The sequence below is a fragment of the Azotobacter salinestris genome, from assembly GCF_009363155.1.
Lineage (GTDB): Bacteria > Pseudomonadota > Gammaproteobacteria > Pseudomonadales > Pseudomonadaceae > Azotobacter > Azotobacter salinestris.
This window is the reverse complement of the sequence record NZ_CP045302.1, coordinates 1,457,397-1,480,164: the sequence shown is the minus strand read 5'-3', so window position 1 is coordinate 1,480,164 and position 22,768 is coordinate 1,457,397. Positions and strand designations below refer to the sequence as shown.

Below are 22,768 nucleotides of genomic sequence, written 5' to 3'. Positions count from 1 at the left end.
GTCTCCATAGAAAATCCAAGATTGAGGAACGATCAAAATGGCTGCAAAAGAAGTCAAGTTCGGTGATTCCGCCCGCAAGAAAATGCTGGTAGGCGTGAACGTCCTGGCCGATGCCGTCAAGGCCACTCTCGGCCCGAAAGGCCGCAACGTGGTTCTGGACAAGAGCTTCGGCGCACCGACCATCACCAAGGATGGCGTATCCGTGGCCAAGGAAATCGAACTCAAAGACAAGTTCGAGAACATGGGCGCCCAACTGGTGAAGGACGTGGCCTCCAAGGCCAACGATGAAGCCGGTGATGGCACCACCACCGCTACCGTACTGGCCCAAGCCATCGTCAACGAAGGCCTGAAGGCCGTTGCCGCCGGCATGAACCCGATGGATCTGAAGCGCGGCATCGACAAGGCCACTCACGCCATCGTCGCCGAGCTGAAGTCGCTGGCCAAGCCGTGCGCCGACTCCAAGGCGATCGCCCAGGTAGGCACCATTTCCGCCAACTCCGACGAGTCCATCGGCAACATCATCGCCGAGGCCATGAACAAGGTCGGCAAGGAAGGCGTGATCACCGTCGAGGAGGGGTCGGGCCTGGAGAACGAGCTGTCCGTTGTCGAGGGCATGCAGTTTGATCGCGGCTACCTGTCGCCGTACTTCATCAATAAGCCCGACACCATGGTTGCCGAGTTGGACAACCCGCTGCTGCTGTTGGTCGACAAGAAGATCTCCAACATCCGCGAACTTCTGCCTGTGCTGGAATCCGTGGCCAAGTCCGGCCGTCCGCTGCTGATCGTCGCCGAAGACGTCGAAGGCGAAGCCCTGGCCACCCTGGTGGTCAACAACATGCGCGGCATCGTCAAGGTCGCCGCCGTGAAGGCTCCGGGCTTCGGCGATCGCCGCAAGGCCATGCTGCAGGACATCGCCATCCTGACCGGCGCCACCGTCATCTCCGAAGAGGTCGGTCTGAGCCTGGAAGGCGCTACCCTGGAGCACCTGGGCAATGCCAAGCGCGTCGTGCTGAACAAGGAAAACACCACCATCATTGACGGTGCCGGCGCCCAGGTCGACATCGAGGCTCGTGTGGCGCAGATCCGCAAGCAGATTGAGGAAACCTCCTCCGATTACGATCGCGAGAAGCTGCAGGAGCGTCTGGCCAAGCTGGCCGGTGGTGTTGCTGTGATCAAGGTCGGCGCTGCCACCGAGGTCGAGATGAAGGAGAAGAAGGCCCGCGTCGAAGATGCCCTGCACGCGACCCGTGCGGCAGTGGAAGAAGGCGTGGTTCCCGGCGGTGGTGTGGCTCTGGTGCGTGCCCTGCAGGCCATTGAGGGCCTGAAGGGCGACAACGAAGACCAGGATGTCGGCATCGCCCTGCTGCGTCGTGCCGTCGAGGCGCCGCTGCGCCAGATCGTCGCCAACGCCGGCGACGAGCCGAGCGTGGTGGTCGACAAGGTCAAGCAGGGCTCCGGCAACTTCGGCTTCAACGCCGCCAGCGGCGTGTACGGCGACATGATCGAGATGGGTATCCTCGATCCGGCCAAGGTTACCCGTTCCGCGCTGCAGGCTGCCTCCTCCATCGGTGGTCTGATGATCACCACCGAGGCCATGGTCGCCGACATCGTCGAGGACAAGCCGGCTCCGGCCATGCCGGACATGGGCGGCATGGGCGGCATGGGCGGCATGATGTAAGTCCTGCCCGTCCGATTCCCTGTCCTCGCGCAGGGACTGCTATCCACAGACGCCCCGACTTGTTCGGGGCGTTTGCTTTTGTCTGCGCCCTGGACGGGTTCCGTCTGCCTCCCTTGAGTCATCCCGGTTCTCTGGGCGTTTCCCCTCAAATCAACTGGACTTCCTCCTGCGTCAAGGCGCGGTAATGGCCGGGCGCCAGCTCCGGCTCCAGTTGCAGTGGCCCCATGCTTTCCCGGTGCAGGCGCAGCACGCGGTTGCGGAAGTGCCCGAACATTCGCTTGACCTGATGGTAGCGCCCCTCGAACAGCGTCAGCCGGGCACTGCGGCTACCGAGCAGCTCCAGGTGGGCGGGCTGGGTAACGAGACCCTCGAAGGCGAAATAGAGGCCGCGAGCGAATGTCTCGATGTATTCCTCGTCGATCGGCTCGACAGTCTCCACGTAATACACCTTGGCCAGTTTGTGTCTTGGGTGGGTGATACGGCGTGACCAGTGTCCGTCATTGGTGAGCAGCAGCAGGCCGGTGGTGCCGAGATCAAGACGCCCGGCCAGATGCAGATCCTGTCTGTCCGGCTCGTCCAACAGATCGAGCACGGTACGGTGCTGCTCATGACAGGTAGCGCTGACCACTCCTGCAGGCTTGTGCAGCATGAAGTAGCGCGCCGCCCTGCCAGGCTGCAGGACCTTGCCGTCCAGCTCGATCCGGCTGAATTCGCGGACATCGACGTGCCCGTCGCGGACCACTTGGCCATCGACGCGCACCTGTCCGAGGGCCAGGAGCAGGCGGGCATCGCGGCGGTTGAAGCAGGGTTGATTGCCGAGAAAGCGGTCAAGGCGCATCGGAGCTCGTCTCGTCTTGCAGTCTTTGCAGGCAATGGGGGCACAGGCAGGCGCGGTCGCGCAGGTCTGCCGGTACGGCCTTTAGAACTGCAGGACTGACCGTCTTGGAAAAGCACCAGCAGGTGGCTTGTACCTGTGAGGGATTGGCCTGCGCGCAGGTGTTGGGATTGCCACATAGGGGGCAGTGCTGAGGATCCGTTTTCGAGCTCATGACAATAATTGCACCATCTTGGTGCTAAAGATGGATTTCTCACCGAACCAGTGCACAAGTCCGCTGAAGGGTAATGGCAAAGGGGAAGCTCTCGCGTTTAGAATAACCATAATAATTCTGAGATTATGCTCTAATTTTGATGTTAACTTTTTGTTTTTATTGGTTTTTATTTATTAAAGAGAATACGAGGAGTTTCCTATGCGTGGCTTGTCGCTGTGTCTTTTGGGGGCAGTTTTGCTGCTGAGCGGGTGCAGTATTAGTGCGCCTGGTGTTCGCGCTGAGGTTGGTGATGGCGTGCATCTTGATCTGGGTGGTCGTCATGGGGGACATAGTGGACATTTCTGCCCGCCTGGACAGGCCAAAAAGGGTAACTGTTGAACGAGAGTACCCTTTCGATGTCAAAAGGATGCCATCTAGCGGGGGTCAGCATATGCTGACCTCGCTGCATTAGGAGAGCATCCATCATGCTACGCAGATCTCTGCTGGTCGCCTTGCTGGGCCTGTTTCTGAACGGATGCGCTGCACACGATTACGACCATGACAGTCATCGCCATTACTCCGATCGCGGTCATGGGGAGTATCCCTATCATTCTTACGACGGCGCCTATCGATACCGCATGCACGAGGATCATGAGCATCGTCCGGGTCATCGCTACCGGCCCCGTGCAGACCATCGGGATTGGCACTCGGGGCGCAAGGTGATTCCCTATTACAACGGGCGTCAGGTGGAGCAGCATGGACATCGCCAGGAGTGGCGCAAGCCGCCTGCCTATCAAGATGAGCGGCGCGATGGCTATTCGCGCATGATCGAGAGCAAGCGGAAGCAGCGTATCGGCCGGGACAGGCACGCCGATTGGGATCGGCATCATCCCCATCGGCATTCGGGGCGAGATAATTGGCATGAGCGACATGATCGGGACGGCTGGCCCGACTGATTCCCCTGGGTATTCCTGACATATCGGCACAACCTCGACTGGGGGCAGTCGAAAGGTTGTCCTGCGCTGAGAAGCCAGTATCCCGGCGCCTCGGGGTTGGAGGGCTATCAGCGGTTACGCCACTGTGGTGTACGCTTCTCAAGAAAGGCACTGACGCCTTCGTGGGTGTCTTCTGCCTCGAAGAGATCGACGAAACGTTCGCGCTCCTCCGCCAGCCAGCCATTGGGCCCGCGCTCGCGGGCCCCTTGGATCAGAGGCTTGATAGTGCGAACCGCAACCGGGCTCTGCTGGGCTGCTTTCGCCGCCAGCAGCAGGGCTTGACCGCGGGATTCGCCAGGCTCGACCACATCTTCAACGAGTCCGATACGCAGGGCGGTTCCGGCGTCCACCCGCTCACCGCATAGAATCATGCGCTTGGCCCAGCCCTCGCCGACCAGCCAGGGCAGCAGTTGGGTGCCGCCAGCGCAGGGCAACAGGCCAACGGCAGCTTCCGGCAGGGCCAGCAGGGCCTGGCGCTCGGCAATACGGATGTCGCAAGCCAGCGCGCATTCCAGACCGCCCCCCATGGCATAGCCATTTATTGCGGCGATGGAGACGCCCCGGAAATCGCGCAGTGCCTCGAAGGCCTCGCCGAAGCGACGGGCCATCTCCCGGGCCCTGTCACCATCGGCAAACAACTTGAGATCGGCGCCGGCACTGAAGAATTTATCTCCCTGCCCGGTCACCACCAGGGCATAGATGTCGTCGTCGCGATTGAGATGCTCGAGCAACAGGCGCAGACCTATCAGCGAGTCGCGGTCCCAGGTGTTGGCCGGCGGATGGTTAATGGTGATCAGCGCGGTATGCCCGTGCTTTTCCACTGTCAGCTTGTGGGTCAGGTCAAAGAGGCCGGAATGGTAGGTTTCTACGGCATGACTCATGGCGTTTTCCTTGAGTGGCGCGGGAAAGAGCTGTGGCCGGATGGTGACGGTCGCTCCAGCGTGCTGCCCTTCTCCAGCGCATGGCGGACGATGATCACTCGCATGATTCCATTGGTGTCTTCGGGGGCTGGTGTGCGTCGCTGTTGTGTACCCGAGGCTCCTGCGGATAAGCGTTCAGCTAGCCGGAGCCGCCGTGACGCTGCAGGACCTCGTCCGGATTTCGAGGCACTGGTCGGTGGCAAAGCGCCTGGCCATCGCACAATAAAAGAAGGGTAGCCTGCGGATGCCCACGGTCCAGCCGGTCGCTGGCCAGCAGTACCATCTGCCGGCTGGCGGTGGATCGAGTGAGCATGTCGGCGAGCTTGAGCTGCAGGGCCTGGAGCTCGGTCGACGGCTTGGCGAATTGTCGGCATCCGCAAGGTAGCCCGGCGCTACCCATGCCACACCGAAGAGCCCCTGGCGATATGAAATCCCCGGTCCATCGCCTCCATGTAGACGAATCCTGGCCTTTCGGACCGATGTGGTTGACTGCAGGAGTGCTGCGCACATCCTCGAGGGGGAAGGGGTATGGGGCGGCAGGGAGCGCCAGCCCCTCTTCCGATCGTTGCGTCCGTGGCGGATGCCTGCGGTATCGGCCGGCACCAGAAAGCAGAGATGCCGCATGCTCCCGCTTCGTCGGTGCAGGTCATGAAAGTTGGCGCATCGGTGCTGCCGGCGCTGAAGGCGAGGGATTTGCTGCCCTGTAGTGCGTAGGTGACCGTTTATGGCTGGCGAAGGTCTGCCCCTGTCGATTCGCAGGTGTTGTTCCTTGGTGAGTCGCGCTCCATCGCTGCTATCCCCGTCTATCGTTGTTATGCGCCATGACCGGGTGACTGGAGGTCGGTGTTCATGGCGACCGAGCAGGTGCTCTGCAGCCGGGATGGATGGGCCTCTTATGTTGTCGTAGCGGCATAGGGGCGGATTTTCATTGTCGGTCCATGCCTTGACTTGGTGGCGGGGCTTCTCTTAGCGTGCCGCGGTCATGTGCAGGAGGGGAAGGTATGGGCAGCGTCGAGGATCGTATCAAGCTGGAGGCATCCTGGAAGGAGGCGCTCCACGACGAGTTCGAGAAGCCCTATATGCAGGAGCTGGGTGATTTTCTGCGGCGGGAGAAGGCTGCCGGCAAGGAGATCTATCCGCCGGGAGCGCTGATTTTCAATGCGCTCGACTCGACGCCTCTGGGGCGGGTCAAGGTGGTGATCATCGGCCAGGACCCTTACCATGGTCCCGGCCAGGCCCATGGCCTGTGCTTCTCGGTGCAGCCGGGCGTGCCTGTACCGCCATCGCTGCAGAACATCTTCAAGGAGCTCAAGCGCGATCTGAACATCGACATGCCGAAGCACGGCTATCTGCAGCGCTGGGCAGAGCAGGGGGTGCTGTTGCTCAACACCTCGCTCACGGTGGAGCGCGGTAATGCCGGCTCGCATGCCGGCATGGGCTGGCAGCGTTTCACCGATCGGGTGATCGAGGTGGTCAGTCAGCGGCGGGAGCATGTGGTGTTCATGCTCTGGGGCTCCCATGCGCAGAGCAAGCGGCGCCTGATCGATTCGAGCAAGCACCTGATCCTCTGCTCGGCGCATCCCTCGCCGCTGTCGGCCCACCGTGGTTTCATCGGCAACGGCCACTTCAGCCGCGCCAATCAGTTTCTCGAGCAGCAGGGGCTGACACCGATCGATTGGCGCCTGCCGGAAGAGCCCTGAGCCCTGAGCCCTGAGCGTGGAGCTATCCTAGCGCTGGGTCTCCAGTTCGTGGTTCAGTTCGTAGGGAAGGTCAAGCAGGTGCAGGGTCGCTCCCTCGGGCGTCCCCAAGGTAATACGGCCATCCTCGACGGCGTCTTCCTGCAGCACGGCGAGCAGTTCTACGCCGTTTTCCGCCAGCGCGGCCAGAGCCACTTCACCGACGCTGGTGCGGTGCACGGGGGAGAACAGTTCGATGCCGGGCGCCGGTGCTTCGCTGCCATCCAGCGTCAGGCGATAGAGACGGCGCTTGAGCTTGCCCAGGTACTGCATGCGCGCGACGATTTCCTGGCCGCTGTAGCAGCCCTTCTTGAAGCTCACGCCACCGACCGCCTGCAGATTGATCATCTGTGGAATGAACAGCTCGCGGGTGGCACCGAAGACCTGGCCGATCCCGGCGCGGATCTGCGCCAGCAACCAGCGTTCCAGCGGGGCTTGGGGCAGACGGCTGGCCAGTTGGATGCGCAGCGTCTCAGCCTGCTCGGCCGGCGCCCAGAGCTCGGCGCGCCCGCCTTCCAGGCGGATGGCGATGAGTGCTCCATTGCGGACGACCCGGCCAGCCTCCGGGGATAGATCCAGGCCCAGGTCGGCGAGGGCGGCATCGCCGCCCACGAGGCCGAAGCGGCTCCAGACACCGCTTTCGTCGCTCAGTTGAGACTTGGAGAAGGCTGCGAACTTCTTCAAATCGGTCTGCTGAGGCTCGATCAGCTCGCTGGCCATGGCCAGGAGAAAGCCGTCCCGGTCGGGGAGGATGCGAAAACTCGAGACCATGCGCCCCTTTGGGGTACAGCGGGTACCGAGACTGGCGCTGCCGTCCTTCAGGTAATTGAGGTTGCAGGTCAGTTGTCCCTGCAGAAATTTATCGGCATCCGGACCACGAACGGCAAGCACACCTTCGTGGATCAGCGGACAGAAGAAAGCGGAGTCGGCCATGAGCATCACTGCAATTGATAAGGAGTAGCTGTCATCATAGAGACCGGTCCATGCCTTGTCAGCGGTGTCGTCGCGTTGCAACGCCGCTATAATGCAGCCTTCTTTCAAGGAACCCATCCCATGGCCGACGATATCGAACTCAACCGACTTTTCTGGCACAGCCGGCGCGGCATGCTGGAGCTGGACGTGCTGCTGGTGCCTTTCGTGAAGGAAGCCTACTCCGCGCTGAATGCCGAGGATCAGGCCCGTTTCCGCAAGCTGCTGAGCTGCGAGGATCAAGACATGTTCGGCTGGTTCATGCGCCGGGAAGAGCCGGCCGATCCCGATTTGCGCCGCATGGTGAACATGATTCTGGATCGTGTCCAACCCAAGTGATGTCTTCGAGTGCCGCTGGCAGCCTTCGCGGCAGTTGCTGGCGGCCTATCTGACTACCCAGGCGCTTGCCCTGGGCTCCCTCGCATTGGCCGATATACCTTCCTGGGGGCGCCTGCTCGGTGGCTCGTTGTGTCTGGCGCATGCGGTCTGGTGCCTGCCCAGGCAGATCCTGCTCTCCCATTCCGCGGCCTTCCGAGGTGTGCGCTGCGCTGCCTGCAGCTGGCAGCTGTGGAGTGTGCGCATGGGCTGGCAGCCCGTGCAGTTGCGGCCGGACAGCCTGGCCCTGCCAATGGCGGTCGTTCTTCGTTTTCGTCTGCCGGGGGAGTGGCAGGTGAGGAGCGTGTGCATCCCGCGCGATGCGCTGGCGCGGGATATCCATCGTCAATTGCGGGTGCGGCTGAGGTTCAGCCGACGTAGGTGGTCGGCACCAGAATAGTGTCGCGGGCTTCGGGCAGCAGGTCCGGATAGTCGAGGGTGTAGTGCAGGCCTCGGCTTTCATGGCGTTGCATGGCCGAGCGGATCATCAGATCGGCAACCAGGGCCAGGTTGCGTAGCTCGATCAGGTCGCGGCTGACCTTGTAGTTGCTGTAGAACTCGTCGATTTCGTCGAGCAGTAGCTTGACTCGGTGCTGCGCGCGCTGCAGGCGCTTGCTGGTGCGTACGATGCCGACATAGTCCCACATAAAGCGCCGCAACTCGTCCCAGTTGTGCGCGATGATCACATCCTCGTCGGAGTCGGTGACCTGACTGGCATCCCAGCTTGGCAGATTGCTCGGCAGCCCGATATCCGCCATCTGTTCAAGCATGTCGAGGGCTGCCGAGCGCGCATAGACGAAACACTCGAGAAGGGAGTTGCTGGCCATGCGGTTGGCGCCATGCAGGCCAGTGAAGCTGGTTTCGCCGATGGCGTAGAGGCCGGGAACGTCGGTCCGTCCATGGTTGTCGACGACGACGCCACCGCAGGTGTAGTGGGCGGCAGGGACCACCGGAATGGGCGCTTGGGTAATGTCGATGCCGAAGTCCAGGCAGCGCTCGTAGACGGTTGGAAAGTGCGACTGGATGAAGGTCGCCGGTTTGTGGCTGATGTCCAGATACACGCAGTCGATCCCGAGTCGCTTCATTTCATGGTCGATGGCGCGTGCGACGACGTCCCGAGGAGCCAGTTCGGCTCGTGGGTCGAAGCGGGGCATGAAGCGCTCGCCGTTGGGCAGCTTGAGCAGCCCGCCCTCGCCGCGCAAGGCTTCGGTGATCAGGAAGTTCTTGGCCTGCGGATGATAAAGGCAGGTCGGGTGGAACTGGTTGAACTCCAGGTTGCCCACTCGGCAGCCGGCGCGCCAGGCCATGGCAATGCCGTCGCCACAGGCGCTGTCGGGATTGCTGGTGTAGAGGTAGACCTTGGCTGCTCCGCCGCAGGCCAGCGCGGTGAAGCGTGCACTGTAGGTGTCGACTTCGCCGCTCTGGCGATTGAGGACGTAGGCTCCGAGACAACGCCTGCCCGGCAGGCCGAGCTTGCTTTCAGTGATCAGGTCGATGGCGACGTGTTGTCCGAGCAGTTCGATGTTCGGTCGCGTTTGTACCTGTGCGAGCAGGGTCTTGAAGATGGCGGCACCGGTGGCATCTGCGGCATGGATGATGCGCCGGTGACTGTGGCCGCCTTCGCGGGTCAGGTGAAATGTGAAACCGCCGTCGTCGCGTGCCGTAGGGTCTTCGCGGGTGAAGGGAACGCCCTGTTCGATCAGCCACTGGATGGCTTCCCGGCTATGCTCCACCGTGAAGCGTACAGCATCTTCCCGGCAGAGGCCGGCGCCGGCGATCAATGTATCCTCGACATGAGACTCTACGGTGTCGGTGTCGTCCAGTACGGCGGCCACGCCGCCTTGAGCCCAGAAGGTCGAGCCATTGGAGAGCTCTCCCTTGCTCAGGATGGCAATGTGCAGGTGGGGCGGCAAGTTGAGTGCCAGGGTCAGGCCGGCCGCGCCGCTGCCAATGATCAGAACATCATGCTGAAAATGTTGGCTCATGTCGAAAAAATCCGGGGAAAACAAAGGCTAGTAGGAGAAAGTCGGGCTTGGCACAATCGCCGACCTGGCCGCAGAGCTGTGAGGGGAACTCTGCACACGTTCAGGAGTCAATAACCGGTTGCAACAGGATGGCATACCGGTTAGGGATGGTCTGAAGTAGTCATGTATTTCTGGCTGACTTCAGCCCCCCGCCGACTTTGAAAGCGGAGAATCGATCAAAAACGATCAGATCACCCGCTCGTTTCTGCGTTTTTTAGCTGCCGCGAGCACGTCGCAGCAACCGTTTCCCGCATTACAGGCGCACCTCTCCTGCATTCGCCAGTAAATATCGGCGCGCCATCCACAGATTCGACAAGGCGAACAGCGTCACCAACTGTGACGTGTTTTTGGCCAATCCCCGGAAGCGCACCTTGGTGTAGCCAAACTGGCGCTTGATCACGCGGAACGGATGTTCGACCTTGGCTCGTACCTGGGCCTTGGCCTTCTCGATCTTGCGGATCGCTTTGTATAAGGCGCTACGCTTGCCATGCTTCTTGTAGGTACTGCGCCGGGCCGCGACCTGCCAGATGACCTGCCGACCTTCATGCTCGGGGCGCTTCTCTACGCCGGTATAGCCCGCATCGGCACTCACTACGTTTTCCTCGCCATGCAGCAGTTGGTCGACTTGGGTGACATCTGCCACGTTGGCTGCCGTGACCACCACGCTGTGCACCAGACCCGACTCAGCGTCGGCACCAATGTGAGCTTTTGCGCCGAAGTAGTACTGGTTGCCCTTCTTCGTCGAGTGCATTTCCGGGTCGCGCTTGCCGTCCTTGTTCTTCGTCGAGCTCGGCGCATGGATCAGGGTGGCGTCGACAATGGTGCCCTGGCGCAGCGACAGTCCGCGCTCGCCCAGATAGCCGTTGATCACCTCCAGTATTCCCCCGGCCAGTTCGTGCTTCTCCAGCAGGCGACGGAAGTTGAGGAGGGTCGTTTCGTCCGGGATGCGCTCCAGGCTCAGGCCGGCGAACTGGCGCAGGAGAGTGGTTTCGTACAGCGCTTCCTCCATCGCCGGATCGCTGTAGCCGAACCAGTTCTGCATCAGGTGCACGCGCAGCATGGCTGCCAGCGGGTAGGCGGGCCGACCGCCTTCGCCCTTGGGATAGTAGGGCTCGATCAGGGCGATCAGCCCCTGCCACGGCACCACCTGGTCCATCTCGAGCAGGAAGCGCTCGCGGCGGGTCTGCTTGCGCTTGCCGGCATACTCGGCATCGGCGAAGGACAGTTGCTTCATCGGGAAACTCGGACAAGGGAGCGGGTGTATTTCACCAGAATCGGGAAGTCTTTTTCAGGATTTCCTTAGCGACAGTGAAAGCTCAGAGAGGAGCAGGGCTAGCCCAGTGAGTGACTATTCCCATTGCGGGTAGTTCAGGTTACTTGATCCATTCGGAGTTGTTCGCTTTCTGCGGGAGGCCGCGCTTGGGGGGGGAACTTTTGCTTAATACCCGTGTCAATGGAAACAAGGTGATCCGGCGTCTGATGCTATGCCCCCTAGGGTTTAACGAGGAGTACTCATGTTAAACCAGGAGCAGGATCAGCAATTGGTCGAGCGGGTGCAGCGTGGTGACAGGCGAGCATTCGATTTGCTGGTGTTGAAATACCAGCACAAGATTCTCGGTTTGATCGTGCGTTTCGTGCATGATGCCCATGAGGCTCAGGATGTCGCTCAGGAGGCTTTCATCAAGGCCTATCGTGCGCTAGGCAATTTTCGCGGTGACAGCGCTTTCTATACGTGGCTGTACCGTATTGCCATCAATACTGCGAAGAATCATCTGGTGGCTCGTGGGCGACGTCCTCCCGACAGCGATGTGAACGCAGGGGATGCCGAGTTTTATGAGGGTGATCATGCTCTCAAGGATATCGAGTCGCCGGAGCGCTCTTTGCTGCGAGATGAAATAGAGGCCACGGTGCATCGAACCATCCAGCAACTGCCGGAAGATCTGCGTACGGCACTGACGCTGCGCGAATTCGATGGGTTGAGTTACGAAGATATTGCCAGTGTCATGCAATGTCCGGTTGGAACTGTACGTTCACGCATCTTTCGAGCGCGTGAGGCAATAGACAAAGCGCTGCAGCCATTACTGCAGGAAACCTGAGACTGCGGCCGTCTGCCGAGAGAGGTATCGTCATGAGTCGAGAAGCCCTGTATGAATCGCTGTCCGCAGTGATGGATGACGAGGCGGACGAGGTGGAGTTGCATCGTGTGCTCGCTGCCAGCAGGGATGATGCCGAGTTGCGCGCTACTTGGTCGCGTTATCAGTTGGCGCGCGCGGCCATGCACAAGGAGTTGTTGGAGACGCGTTTGGATATTGCTGCTGGTGTCTCGGCCGCCCTGGCCGCAGAGGCGGCACCCAAAGCCCGGATCTTCTCGTGGGGAGTGGTTGGTCGCATAGCGGTAGCGGCTTCGGTGACTGTCGCGGTGCTGGCGGGCGTTCGTCTGTATAACCAGAGCGAGATGAGTGGTACCGAACTAGCCCAGCATGCGCCGCAACCCTCCCTGTCGGTACCCCAGGTGCAGGGAACGCCGATCCTGGCCGGCTACACCGAAGGTGCCGCACAATCGCAGGAGCCCGCGTCCAAGGAGGAGGGTAAGGATTCGGAGTGGCATGAAAAAAGACTTCCGGCGTACCTTCGTCAGCATGTGCAGCAGTCGGCTGTGAATGGGGCTGAGAGTGCCTTGCCCTATGCCCGTGCGGCCAGCTTGGAAAACCGCTGAGGAGGAGCATGCGTTTTTTTTCTCTGCTCTTGCTCGCTGGCAGCCTGGCGGCGATGCCTGTACATGCTGCCGATGCGCAGAATTGGTTGAGTCGTCTACTGAAGGCGGAGAGGCAGCAAAGTTTTCAAGGCATCTTCGTTTACGAGCGTAATGGCAGTTTTTCCACCCATGCGATATGGCATCAGGCTGGCCAGAATGGCGAGTCGAGAGAGCGCCTTCTGAGGTTGGATGGTGCGCCCGTGGAGGTCGTACGTGTTGATGGACGCCTCCTGTGCGGCAGCAGTATTTTGGCTGACCAATTGATCGAGGGGGCTGGGCCCTGGCCGCCCCGACCCCTTGAGCCGCAGAGGCTCGCCGAGTGGTATGAGATTCGAATGGTCGGCGAGTCGCGGGTCGCTGGTCGAACTGCTGTGGTGTTAACCATCCTGCCGCGTGATCAGTATCGGTATGGCTTCGAGTTGCATCTCGACAGCGAAACCGCTCTCCCTCTCAAGTCCCTCCTCCTGAACGAGAAAGGCCTGCTACTCGAGCGGCTGCAGTTCACTCAATTGGATACGTCCACGCCACTGACCAAAGACAAGTTGGAGCCGGGGCCGACCTGCCGTCCCGTCGAAATTCTTCAGGCTGCGAGTCCCAAGCAGGGTGTTTGGCGCTCCGAGTGGCTGCCGCCAGGCTTCGCTCTGCGTAGCATGCACACCCAGCCCAGTCCTGTCTCAGGTGAAACCATTACCTATTTGATGTACGGTGATGGTCTGGCGCGTTTCTCGGTATTCATCGAGCCACTGCATAGCCCTCTTGTCGAGGATGCTCGCAGTCAGTTGGGGCCGACTGTTGCGGTATCCAAGCGCATGTCGACTGCAGATGGCGATATGATGGTTACCGTCATTGGCGAAGTCCCCTTGGGAACGGCCGAGCGCATAGCCCTATCAATGCGTGCAAGCGAGGAACAGGCTGATCGATGATTGAAGAGCAGGGCCGGGTGGTGGCGATCGAGCATGGGGCTGTTTGGGTCGAGGCCTCGAGTAAAACCACCTGCTCTGGCTGCACGGCAAGCGCCAGTTGTGGTAGAGGACTGCTCGAGTGGCTGGGGGCGGGAAGGCGATCTAGGCACATTCGTGCCTTGTCTGTCATTCCTCTTCAGGTTGGCGACTCCGTAGTGGTCGGTATCCGGGAGGATTTCCTGCTGCGCAGCGCTTTCTCGGTCTACCTGCTACCCTTGCTGGCCCTCTTTATCTGTGCCATTGCCATTCAGCAGCTCGGTTTCGGCGAGTCGGCGGTGATCCTCGCCGGCCTCCTGGGGTTTGCCTTTGCTTGGGGCATGGTGCGCAGAGCAAGTCGACGCCAGATGAACGATCCGGCATTGCAGCCAGTGGTGCTGCGTGCCTTGCCCGGTATATCCGAAGGACAAGCCGGGCGTGCGGCTTTTTGAGTGGAGGAAGTATGTTGAAAGTTGGTTTTAAGTCCTTCGCCTCCGTATTGGCGGGTGCCCTGTTGTTCGGGCAGTCGCTGCTCGCGCAGGCGCAACTGCCGGAGTTTACCGCGTTGGTGGAGGAAGCGTCGCCAGCGGTAGTCAACATCAGTACCCGGCAGAAGCTTCCCGATCGCGCGATGATTCAGGGGATGCCTGATCTCGAAGGCCTTCCGCCGCTTTTCAGGGAATTCCTGGAGCGCAATATCCCCCAGATCCCGCGCACGCCGAACAACGGTCGGCAGCGTGAGGCACACTCCCTGGGGTCAGGGTTCATCATCTCTTCGGATGGCTATGTTCTGACTAATAACCATGTCGTGGCCGATGCCGATGAAATCATCGTGCGATTGTCCGATCGCAGCGAACTCGAGGCCGAACTGGTCGGGGCCGATCCTCTGACCGATGTGGCTCTGCTGAAAGTCAAAGGCGCAAATCTCCCCGCTGTCAAGCTGGGGCGCACCGACCAGTTGAAAGTAGGGGAGTGGGTTCTGGCCATCGGGTCGCCCTTCGGCTTCGATCATTCGGTGACGGCAGGTATCATCAGTGCCACGGGGCGAAGTCTGCCGAACGAGAGTTATGTGCCTTTTATCCAGACCGATGTAGCCATCAATCCCGGCAACTCCGGCGGACCGCTCTTCGACCTGGAAGGTCGGGTCATAGGTATCAATTCCCAGATATTTACCCGGTCGGGTGGCTTCATGGGCTTGTCCTTCGCCATTCCCATCGAGGTTGCCATGGGAGTGGCCGACCAGTTGAAGGCCACTGGCAAGGTTGCCCGCGGCTGGTTGGGTGTGGTCATTCAGGAGGTGAACAAGGATCTGGCCGAATCCTTTGGTCTGGAGCGGCCTGCCGGGGCGCTGGTCGCCCAGGTTCTCGAGGATGGACCGGCGGACAAGGGCGGTCTGCAGGTCGGCGATGTCATTCTCAGCTTGGACAGCCATCCCATCGTGATGTCGGCTGATCTGCCGCATTTGGTCGGAGGGCTCAAGCCGGGGGCCAAGGCCAATCTCGAAGTGGTGCGTGACGGCAAGCGGAAAAGCGTTGCCATCACGGTTGGGGCCTTGCCTGAGGAGGGAAGCGGGGTCCAGCCGAGCATCGCAGGTGCAGAGCAAAGCAGCAATCGTCTTGGCGTGACTGTCACCGAGCTGACGCCTGAGCAGAAAAAATCCCTTGATCTCAAGGGTGGAGTGGTTATTCGCGAAGTGCTGAACGGTCCGGCAGCACTGATCGGATTGCGATCTGGCGATGTGATTACTCATTTGAACAATCAGCCGATCGACTCGGCAAAGACCTTTGCCGAAGTGGCCAGTGCGTTGCCGAAAGGCCGGTCGGTATCCATGCGAGTGCTGCGTCAGGGGCGAGCCAGCTTCATCACTTTCAAGCTGGCTGAGTGAAGTTTTCCGGGCATGAAGAAGGGCGGTTCCACCGCCCTTTTTCATGCCTGTCAAGAGAGGGTAGTGCGTGACGTTGGTAATATTGATCAGTTAAACTCACCGGCTATTTTCGACGGCTAGCCCGCCCGAGCCCTTTTGAGTGCTGAACTGTGAGTGACCTCAGTCATATCCGCAATTTCTCCATCATTGCCCATATCGATCATGGCAAGTCGACATTGGCAGACCGATTCATTCAGATCTGCGGCGGCCTTTCCGAGCGAGAAATGGAGGCCCAGGTGTTGGACTCCATGGATCTCGAGCGCGAGCGTGGTATCACCATCAAGGCGCATAGCGTGACCCTGCACTACAAAGCGCAGGATGGCAAAACCTATCAGTTGAACTTCATCGATACCCCCGGCCACGTCGACTTCACCTACGAAGTCAGCCGCTCCCTGGCTGCCTGCGAGGGCGCCTTGCTGGTAGTGGATGCCGGTCAGGGGGTGGAGGCCCAGTCGGTCGCCAACTGCTATACCGCCATCGAGCAGGGTCTGGAAGTGATGCCCGTGCTGAACAAGATGGATCTGCCCCAGGCAGAGCCGGAGCGGGTCAAGGACGAGATCGAGCACATCATTGGCATTGATGCCACCGATGCCGTTCCCTGCAGCGCTAAGAGCGGAATGGGCGTTCTTGACGTGCTCGAGCATCTGGTCCAAGTCATTCCACCTCCCGCAGGTGAAGTTGAAGCGCCGCTGCAGGCGCTGATCATCGACTCCTGGTTCGACAACTATCTCGGTGTAGTCTCGCTGGTGCGAGTCAAGCACGGGCGAGTGAAGAAGGGCGACAAGATTCTGGTGAAGTCCACCGGCAAGGTCCACCAGGTGGACAGCGTCGGGGTCTTCACTCCGAAGCACACCGAGATGCCCGACCTCAAGGCGGGCGAAGTGGGCTTCATCATCGCCGGTATCAAGGACATTCATGGTGCGCCGGTAGGCGATACCCTGACCCTTTCCAGCACGCCCGACGTGGGCATGCTGCCGGGCTTCCAGCGGATCAAGCCGCAGGTCTATGCCGGCTTGTTCCCAGTCAGTTCGGATGATTTCGAGGATTTCCGCGAGGCACTGCAGAAACTGACGCTGAACGATGCCGCATTACAGTACGAGCCGGAAAGTTCGGATGCACTCGGTTTCGGATTCCGCATCGGTTTTCTCGGCATGCTGCACATGGAGATCATCCAGGAGCGTCTGGAGCGTGAGTACGACCTGGATCTGATCACCACGGCACCAACGGTGGTCTACGAGGTCCTGCTGAAGAATGGCGATACGGTAAATGTGGACAACCCGTCGAAGTTGCCGGATCTGGCTTCCATTGCCGAAATGCGCGAGCCGATCGTGCGTGCCAACATTCTGGTGCCGCAGGAGCATCTGGGCAATGTTATCAATCTGTGTATCGAAAAGCGTGGTGTCCAGCGCGATATGCAGTTCCTCAGCAGCCAGGTCCAGATCAGTTATGACCTGCCGATGAACGAGGTCGTGCTGGATTTCTTCGACCGCTTGAAATCGGTCAGCCGTGGCTATGCTTCGCTGGATTACAGTTTCGATCGCTTCCAGGTTGCCAATCTGGTCAAGCTGGATGTCCTGATCAATGGCGACAAGGTGGATGCCTTGGCGCTCATCGTGCATCGCGACAAGGCCCACCAGAAGGGCCGGGCCCTTACCGAGAAGATGAAGGAACTGATCCCCCGGCAGATGTTCGATGTGGCTATTCAGGCCGCCATTGGCGGACAGATTGTAGCGCGGACCACGGTCAAGGCGCTGCGAAAGAACGTTTTGGCGAAGTGCTATGGTGGCGACGTCACCCGCAAGCGCAAATTGCTGGAGAAGCAGAAAGCCGGCAAGAAACGGATGAAGCAGGTCGGCAGTGTCGAAATTCCACAGGAAGCCTTCCTCGCTGTGCTCAAGGTAGATAGTTAGCCCTATGTCGATCAATTTCCCCCTGTTGCTGGTGCTGGCAGTGCTGATCAGTGGTGTGCTGGTCCTGCTGGATCTGCTCGTGCTGGCACCGCGCCGGCGAGCGGCGGTTTCTGCATACGAGGGCAGCGTCGGCCAACCCGACCAGGGCGTGGTGGACCGTCTCAACAAGGAGCCGTTACTGGTCGAGTATGGCAAGTCGTTCTTCCCGGTGCTGGCCATAGTGCTGGTCCTGCGCTCCTTTCTGGTAGAGCCCTTCCAGATTCCCTCCGGCTCGATGAAGCCCACCCTCGAGGTGGGTGACTTCATTTTGGTGAACAAGTTCGCCTATGGCATCCGTCTGCCGGTGCTGGACACCAAGGTGATCGAAGTAGGCGAGCCACAACGTGGCGATGTCATGGTGTTCCGCTACCCCAGCGATCCGAGCATCAATTACATCAAGCGGGTAGTTGGCTTGCCGGGTGATCATATCCGTTATGGCAGCGACAAGCGGCTGTTCGTCAACGGAGCGCCGGTTCCCGAGCAGTTGCTGGGCAAGGCGTCGGGCGTTCTGGGCACTGCAGTGCTCTACAGGGAGCAACTCGGCGATGTCGAACATCTGATTCGCAAGGAAACCAGGCGCAATGCCGAGCCCTCACGTGAATGGGTCGTGCCGGAAGGGCATTACTTCATGATGGGTGACAATCGCGACAACTCCAACGACAGCCGATACTGGAGTGACCCGCAGATCGCTGATGAGATGCAGGGCATGGTTCCGGACGAGAACATCGTCGGCAAGGCTTTTGCTGTCTGGATGAGTTGGCCGGAGCCCAAATTGCAGAATCTGCCAAATTTCGCCCGTGTCGGCCTGATCCACTGAGTCCTCGACAAATGTGCGGTATTCGCCAGCACGGTAGGGCGATCGCCTTATAGGCTGTATCCACCGTCAATGGCTGGACGAAAGAGATCAAGCATGAAATTCCCGCATTCGCAGAAAGGCCTGTCGATACTGAGCTGGTTGGTTGTACTGGCCGTGGTGGCGTTTTTCGCCAGTACGGCATTCAAGATGATGCCTCACTATTTCGACTATATGTCCATGGAGAAAATCATCACTGCCATCGAAACGGAGCGAGCCGCCGATATCCGCAGCATCGGAGACTTCTATGCTCATGTCAGCAAAGGTATGCAGGTCAACAACCTCCGGGATCTGGATCTGCAAGAGGTACTGAAAGTGACCTTGGAAAACAATGAGTTTCGCGCTCATCTAAAATACGAAAAGCGCGAACCCCTGATCGAGAATCTCGATCTGGTGGTGAATTTCGACAAAGAATTCCGTGTACCCATGCCGTGAGCTCATCTCTGAATCGTCTCGAGCGCAAGCTCGGCCATACCTTCAAGAACCAGGATCTGATGCTCCTGGCACTGACCCATCGCAGTTTTGCCAGCCGCAACAACGAGCGGCTGGAGTTTCTCGGCGATGCCATCCTCAACTTTGTCGCCGGTGAAGCCTTGTTCGAGCGTTTTCCCCAAGCCAAGGAAGGCCAACTGTCGCGCCTGCGGGCGCGGCTGGTCAAGGGCGAGACCCTGGCCTTGCTGGCCCGCGGCTTCGATCTTGGCGACCACCTGCGACTTGGTTCGGGCGAACTGAAGAGTGGAGGCTTTCGCCGCGAATCCATCCTTGCCGATGCTCTGGAGGCGCTGATCGGGGCCATTTATCTCGATGCCGGTCTGGATACGGTACGCGAGCGTGTACTCGGCTGGCTGGCTGGCGAGTTGGAAAGCCTGACCCTGGTCGATACCAACAAGGATCCCAAGACCCGTCTGCAGGAGTTTCTTCAGTCCAGGGCCTGCGAACTGCCCCGCTACGAAGTGGTGGACATCCAGGGAGAACCCCATTGCCGGACATTCTTCGTCGAATGTCAGGTAGCCCTTCTGAACGACAAGACCTATGGTCAGGGTGCCAGTCGTCGCATTGCCGAACAGGTGGCGGCGGCGGCAGCACTGGTGGCCCTCGGAGTGGAGAACGGCAATGAGTGAGGCAAGCCCGCTGCGCTGTGGTTACGTGGCCATCGTTGGCCGCCCGAATGTGGGCAAATCCACACTGCTCAATCACATTCTCGGACAGAAACTGGCGATCACCTCGCGCAAGCCGCAGACTACCCGGCACAACATGCTGGGCATCAAGACCGAAGGCGATGTGCAGGCAATCTACGTCGATACCCCTGGCCTGCATAAGCAGAACGACAAGGCGCTCAACCGCTACATGAACAAGACCGCCTCGGCAGCGCTGAAAGATGTCGATGTGGTGATCTTCATGGTCGATCGCACCCGCTGGACCGAAGAGGACCAACTGGTGCTCGATCGTCTTCAGTATGTGCAGGGACCGTTGCTAATCGCGGTGAACAAGGCCGACCGTCTCGAGGACAAGGCCGAACTGCTGCCGCATCTGCAGTGGTTGGCGCAGCAACTGCCCAACGCCGAAATCGTGCCCATCTCCGCGCTGCATGGGCAAAACTTGGATACCTTGGAGCGGCTGGTTGCCGAGCGCCTGCCGGAGAGCGAGCATTTCTTCCCGGAGGACCAGATTACCGACCGCTCCAGCCGCTTCCTCGCCGCCGAACTGGTACGGGAAAAGATCATGCGCCAGTTGGGGGCCGAACTGCCCTATCAGGTCACCGTGGAAATCGAGGATTTCAAGCAGGAGGGGCGGACTCTCCACATCCACGCGCTGATCTTGGTCGAACGCGAGGGGCAGAAGAAAATCATCATCGGCGAGAAGGGCGAGCGGATCAAACGTATCGGTCAGGAAGCTCGCCAGGACATGGAGGTGCTTTTTAATTCCAAGGTCATGCTTAACCTATGGGTAAAGGTGAAGGGCGGCTGGTCCGACGACGAGCGGGCCCTTCATTCATTGGGTTATCGTGATAATTAGCATCCCATTCTCTCTGTTCACAAGGATTTTCTGAATCGTCAGGCAAGGCTTATGCGTTGTCGCCAGTTCGACTCAATCTTCTTCGTCCCCCCCCGGAGCCAGTCGCTGGCTCCACTGCATGCCCGGCAAATGACGGGCCTTCCTCCTGAATCCATGTGCCTTGTAGCTCCTCTCAAACGGGGCTACAGAGGCATGTCATGGCGCGCCTCTCCTGCAATCGAAACTGAGCCGGGCCGTACAGATCTCTTGTATATCCTCCGCCTTACTTCCTTGTGATTGAATTGTAATCTCACTGCTTTCAACAAAGATCAAATGTTAATATTTCGTGAAATATTATGGCTATTTGATGGCAATATAAATTGTATTCTTTGACTGATTCGATCCCTTAAGCGTTATTGTTTTGAATATTTGTCATAACGATATAGTTATCTGTGAAAAGCTGAGCTGCCGCCTCGCTTAAGCGAAGCGACGAACGGACTGGAAACCTTCGGCAAAGTTGGTCAAAATCGGTGGCGTTTTAAAGGCAAGTATAGTCTGGTTTTTGCAGTAGTCATATGAGTATGTGGGCAGAATTTCCAGTGTGATATCCAATGTGCGGAGATTCAAAGTTCGCCGCTATTATAATGAATGATCGGTGCTAGATTCCTGCCTATTTCTCAGACTTGGATAAGTGGCCGAGCATGCTTGGGATTTTCAGGCTGGTTGTTCTTGTTGAAGTGTACTTTGGGCGATATCCAACAATTTTGCCCTTTGCTGCCTTGTGCCCCGGGGTTTATGGGGCTGTTTTATAGTAATGCTGGTGTGGTTCTGGGGAGAGGCGCTCCGTATAGATGCGCTTATGTCCTGCCAGCATTCTCTTTGGGGGATTCCGCGTCTGAAATATAGCTGGCGCCGAATGCTGAGTTTTCTCGGGGGTAATGCAGTGGCTAATTCATTCTGTCGGGCTGCTCCGTAGTCTGATGCGTTTTTCAGAGCCGAACTGGATGGCGTGGTATGAGCCTGGTTCGGACTGTCCAGTATTGCCGCCTCTTTGGGTGGCTGCCTCGAGCCAGTCGGTTTAGTGGGGTCTGCAATTCATTTTTTACCCTTTCCAATTGAGGGTGGTGATCTGCTGTCCGGCTTGGCGTTTTTCAATCAACTCACAGGATGTGATCAAAGCAAATGAACAACTGAGAGGAAAAATGGCTTACAACTCGGATTATTTCGACCTTCGCAACTGGAAACTCACTTTGCCGGTTGACAGTAAGGGCGGCACCAGTGGTGTAGCCGTAGAAGTAAAAAATCTTGGGGGGTATGAAAACTCAAGCTATTTCTACGATGCAGCGGACAAGGCCATGGTTTTTTCTGCCATGGCAGATGGCGCAACAACCAGCGGCTCCAAGTATGCGCGCTCCGAACTGCGCGAAATGAACGGAAGCGATCGGGCCGCCTGGAAGCTCAGCGAGGGGGGGACCATGACGGCAACCCTCGAGGTAGACAAGGTTCCGCAAAAGTCCGATGGTAGCCCCGGTCGAGTGGTCATCGGCCAGATTCATGGTAAGGATGATGAGCTTGTTCGTCTTTATCATGAGAACGGGAAAGTCTATTTTGTAAATGACCGGGCCGGGTCCAAGAATGCCGAGACGACCTTTGCTCTCAAGGACTCCAATGGCAATGAACCCAACATCTCGCTGAACGAAAAGTTCTCTTACAAGATCGATGCCAAGGGTGATACGCTGACGGTCGAAGCCTACGCCGATGGCAATACATACACCTCAACCACCAAGATCAATTCTGTCTGGCAGTCGGATGAGCTCTACTTCAAGGCCGGGGCTTACTTGGGGGTCAATGAGGGCAATGGTTCGGGTAGTGCCCAAGTGTCCTTCTATGGCCTGGATTTCGGCCATAAAAGCGGTACCGGCCTTGCCGGTCTGCAGGGGCAGAGCAAAGGGAGCACGGCCACCGCTACCAACACTGTTACTGATGCCGAGAGCCAGACCAATAGCACTACCGCAGACAGCACCACTTCCTCTTCCACAGCTCCTGCAACCCTGAAAGGCGACAGCGGCGCAAATTCCCTTTCTGGAACCAAGGGGAATGATGTCATTCGTGCAAATGGCGGGGATGACAAGGTATATGGCCGTGACGGTGCTGACGAGCTGTACGGGAACACTGGCAACGATAAACTCTACGGGAATGCCGGCGACGATAAGCTCCATGGCAATGCAGGCAACGACGTGCTGCAGGGCGGCCCTGGCAAGGACTTGCTCGAAGGTGGGAGCGGCGCCGACAAGTTCGTGTTCGCCAGCCTTGAGGGCGCAGGGGACACCATTACCGACTTCCGTGGTGGAGATGTAATCAATATTTCCGCTCTGGTGGAAAATTTCTCCGCTGGCGGGAGCGACATGTCCCTGCAGGAGCTGACTGCCAATGGGTTTATCGGCTTCAAGGAAGTTGCCGACAACACTCACCAATTGCACGTCGATGTCGACGGAGCCCAAGGGGCTACCGCAGATGTCGCGCTCGTGACGGTTGTTGGTGTCGATGACAGTGTGACGGATGCCAACGCGCTCATTGTCTAACGGCTATTTTGCTGTTTGCTGAAAAAGACCTCGTTTCAGTGTCATGC

General features: G+C 59.0%; 23 protein-coding genes. 16 read left to right on the top strand and 7 right to left on the bottom strand.

Annotated features, from left to right (window positions below):
* Window positions 1–37: 37 nt before the first annotated feature.
* Window positions 38–1,678: a chaperonin GroEL gene (gene groL / locus GCU53_RS06955; protein WP_152386965.1), complete on the top strand. Its 1,641-nt coding sequence runs from the start codon at window positions 38–40 to the stop codon at window positions 1,676–1,678.
* Window positions 1,679–1,823: 145 nt separating this feature from the next.
* On the opposite strand, the gene GCU53_RS06950 is transcribed toward groL, so the two are convergent.
* Both GCU53_RS06950 and GCU53_RS06945 read right to left on the bottom strand, forming a co-directional pair.
* On the bottom strand, window positions 1,824–2,516 hold the full coding sequence (locus GCU53_RS06950; protein ID WP_152386964.1) for a pseudouridine synthase: 693 nt from the start codon (window positions 2,514–2,516) through the stop codon (window positions 1,824–1,826).
* Window positions 2,506–2,727, bottom strand: a complete 222-nt coding sequence (locus GCU53_RS06945; protein ID WP_152386963.1) for a cysteine-rich CWC family protein — start codon at window positions 2,725–2,727, stop codon at window positions 2,506–2,508. Before GCU53_RS06945 ends, GCU53_RS06950 begins: the two co-directional genes overlap by 11 nt.
* A gap of 464 nt (window positions 2,728–3,191) precedes the next feature.
* Here GCU53_RS06945 and GCU53_RS06935 point away from each other — a divergent pair, with 464 nt between their 5' ends.
* Window positions 3,192–3,662 carry a hypothetical protein gene (locus GCU53_RS06935; protein ID WP_152386961.1) on the top strand — a complete coding sequence of 157 codons (471 nt, stop codon included), beginning with the start codon at window positions 3,192–3,194 and terminating at the stop codon, window positions 3,660–3,662.
* Between the two features lie 107 nt (window positions 3,663–3,769).
* Here GCU53_RS06935 and GCU53_RS06930 read toward each other — a convergent pair whose 3' ends face one another.
* Window positions 3,770–4,582 carry an enoyl-CoA hydratase gene (locus GCU53_RS06930; protein ID WP_152386960.1) on the bottom strand — a complete coding sequence of 271 codons (813 nt, stop codon included), beginning with the start codon at window positions 4,580–4,582 and terminating at the stop codon, window positions 3,770–3,772.
* A 178-nt stretch (window positions 4,583–4,760) separates the two neighbouring features.
* Complete coding sequence (locus tag GCU53_RS26760) at window positions 4,761–5,021, bottom strand: acyl-CoA dehydrogenase family protein (protein ID WP_152386959.1); 261 nt, start codon at window positions 5,019–5,021, stop codon at window positions 4,761–4,763.
* A gap of 601 nt (window positions 5,022–5,622) precedes the next feature.
* On the opposite strand from GCU53_RS26760, the gene ung reads away from it, so the two are divergent.
* Complete coding sequence (ung, locus tag GCU53_RS06920) at window positions 5,623–6,321, top strand: uracil-DNA glycosylase (protein ID WP_152386958.1); 699 nt, start codon at window positions 5,623–5,625, stop codon at window positions 6,319–6,321.
* 27 nt (window positions 6,322–6,348) lie between these two features.
* Here ung and ygfZ read toward each other — a convergent pair whose 3' ends face one another.
* Entirely contained in the window at window positions 6,349–7,290 is a 942-nt protein-coding gene (ygfZ, locus tag GCU53_RS06915; protein ID WP_152386957.1) for a CAF17-like 4Fe-4S cluster assembly/insertion protein YgfZ, read from the bottom strand.
* 120 nt (window positions 7,291–7,410) lie between these two features.
* Between ygfZ and GCU53_RS06910 the strand changes: the two genes are divergently transcribed.
* Window positions 7,411–7,665: an FAD assembly factor SdhE gene (locus GCU53_RS06910; protein ID WP_152386956.1), complete on the top strand. Its 255-nt coding sequence runs from the start codon at window positions 7,411–7,413 to the stop codon at window positions 7,663–7,665.
* Window positions 7,649–8,101, top strand: coding sequence for a protein YgfX (locus GCU53_RS06905; RefSeq protein WP_152386955.1), 453 nt, complete (start codon window positions 7,649–7,651; stop codon window positions 8,099–8,101). Before GCU53_RS06910 ends, GCU53_RS06905 begins: the two co-directional genes overlap by 17 nt.
* Here the strand turns inward: GCU53_RS06905 and nadB are convergent.
* Together nadB and GCU53_RS06895 are read right to left on the bottom strand one after the other, a co-directional pair.
* Window positions 8,070–9,686: an L-aspartate oxidase gene (gene nadB, locus GCU53_RS06900; RefSeq protein WP_152386954.1), complete on the bottom strand. Its 1,617-nt coding sequence runs from the start codon at window positions 9,684–9,686 to the stop codon at window positions 8,070–8,072. The two genes, GCU53_RS06905 and nadB, sit on opposite strands and share 32 nt — an antisense overlap.
* Window positions 9,687–9,978: 292 nt before the next feature.
* Window positions 9,979–10,959 carry an IS5 family transposase gene (locus tag GCU53_RS06895; RefSeq protein ID WP_152385958.1) on the bottom strand — a complete coding sequence of 327 codons (981 nt, stop codon included), beginning with the start codon at window positions 10,957–10,959 and terminating at the stop codon, window positions 9,979–9,981.
* A 280-nt stretch (window positions 10,960–11,239) separates the two neighbouring features.
* On the opposite strand from GCU53_RS06895, the gene rpoE reads away from it, so the two are divergent.
* From rpoE to GCU53_RS06840, 11 genes are all read left to right on the top strand, one after another.
* Window positions 11,240–11,821: an RNA polymerase sigma factor RpoE/AlgU gene (gene rpoE, locus GCU53_RS06890; protein WP_152386953.1), complete on the top strand. Its 582-nt coding sequence runs from the start codon at window positions 11,240–11,242 to the stop codon at window positions 11,819–11,821.
* Window positions 11,822–11,853: 32 nt separating this feature from the next.
* The gene (locus tag GCU53_RS06885; RefSeq protein ID WP_152386952.1) at window positions 11,854–12,441 is read left to right on the top strand and encodes a sigma-E factor negative regulatory protein; all 588 of its coding nucleotides are present in this window, start codon (window positions 11,854–11,856) and stop codon (window positions 12,439–12,441) included.
* An 8-nt stretch (window positions 12,442–12,449) separates the two neighbouring features.
* Window positions 12,450–13,403 carry a MucB/RseB C-terminal domain-containing protein gene (locus GCU53_RS06880; RefSeq protein ID WP_152386951.1) on the top strand — a complete coding sequence of 318 codons (954 nt, stop codon included), beginning with the start codon at window positions 12,450–12,452 and terminating at the stop codon, window positions 13,401–13,403.
* Complete coding sequence (locus tag GCU53_RS06875) at window positions 13,400–13,870, top strand: SoxR reducing system RseC family protein (RefSeq protein ID WP_152386950.1); 471 nt, start codon at window positions 13,400–13,402, stop codon at window positions 13,868–13,870. Before GCU53_RS06880 ends, GCU53_RS06875 begins: the two co-directional genes overlap by 4 nt.
* A gap of 11 nt (window positions 13,871–13,881) precedes the next feature.
* Window positions 13,882–15,303, top strand: coding sequence for a DegQ family serine endoprotease (locus GCU53_RS06870; RefSeq protein ID WP_152386949.1), 1,422 nt, complete (start codon window positions 13,882–13,884; stop codon window positions 15,301–15,303).
* Window positions 15,304–15,452: 149 nt separating this feature from the next.
* A complete protein-coding gene (gene lepA / locus GCU53_RS06865) occupies window positions 15,453–17,252 on the top strand; it encodes a translation elongation factor 4 (protein WP_152386948.1) in 1,800 nt (599 codons plus the stop codon).
* Window positions 17,253–17,256: 4 nt separating this feature from the next.
* On the top strand, window positions 17,257–18,108 hold the full coding sequence (lepB, locus tag GCU53_RS06860) for a signal peptidase I (protein WP_152386947.1): 852 nt from the start codon (window positions 17,257–17,259) through the stop codon (window positions 18,106–18,108).
* A gap of 93 nt (window positions 18,109–18,201) precedes the next feature.
* Window positions 18,202–18,579, top strand: coding sequence for a DUF4845 domain-containing protein (locus GCU53_RS06855; RefSeq protein ID WP_152386946.1), 378 nt, complete (start codon window positions 18,202–18,204; stop codon window positions 18,577–18,579).
* Entirely contained in the window at window positions 18,576–19,265 is a 690-nt protein-coding gene (gene rnc, locus GCU53_RS06850) for a ribonuclease III (protein WP_152386945.1), read from the top strand. The genes GCU53_RS06855 and rnc overlap by 4 nt, the downstream gene beginning before the upstream one ends.
* Complete coding sequence (era, locus tag GCU53_RS06845) at window positions 19,258–20,160, top strand: GTPase Era (RefSeq protein ID WP_152386944.1); 903 nt, start codon at window positions 19,258–19,260, stop codon at window positions 20,158–20,160. Before rnc ends, era begins: the two co-directional genes overlap by 8 nt.
* Window positions 20,161–21,341: 1,181 nt before the next feature.
* Entirely contained in the window at window positions 21,342–22,721 is a 1,380-nt protein-coding gene (locus GCU53_RS06840) for a polysaccharide lyase family 7 protein (RefSeq protein ID WP_152386943.1), read from the top strand.
* Window positions 22,722–22,768 lie beyond the last annotated feature (47 nt).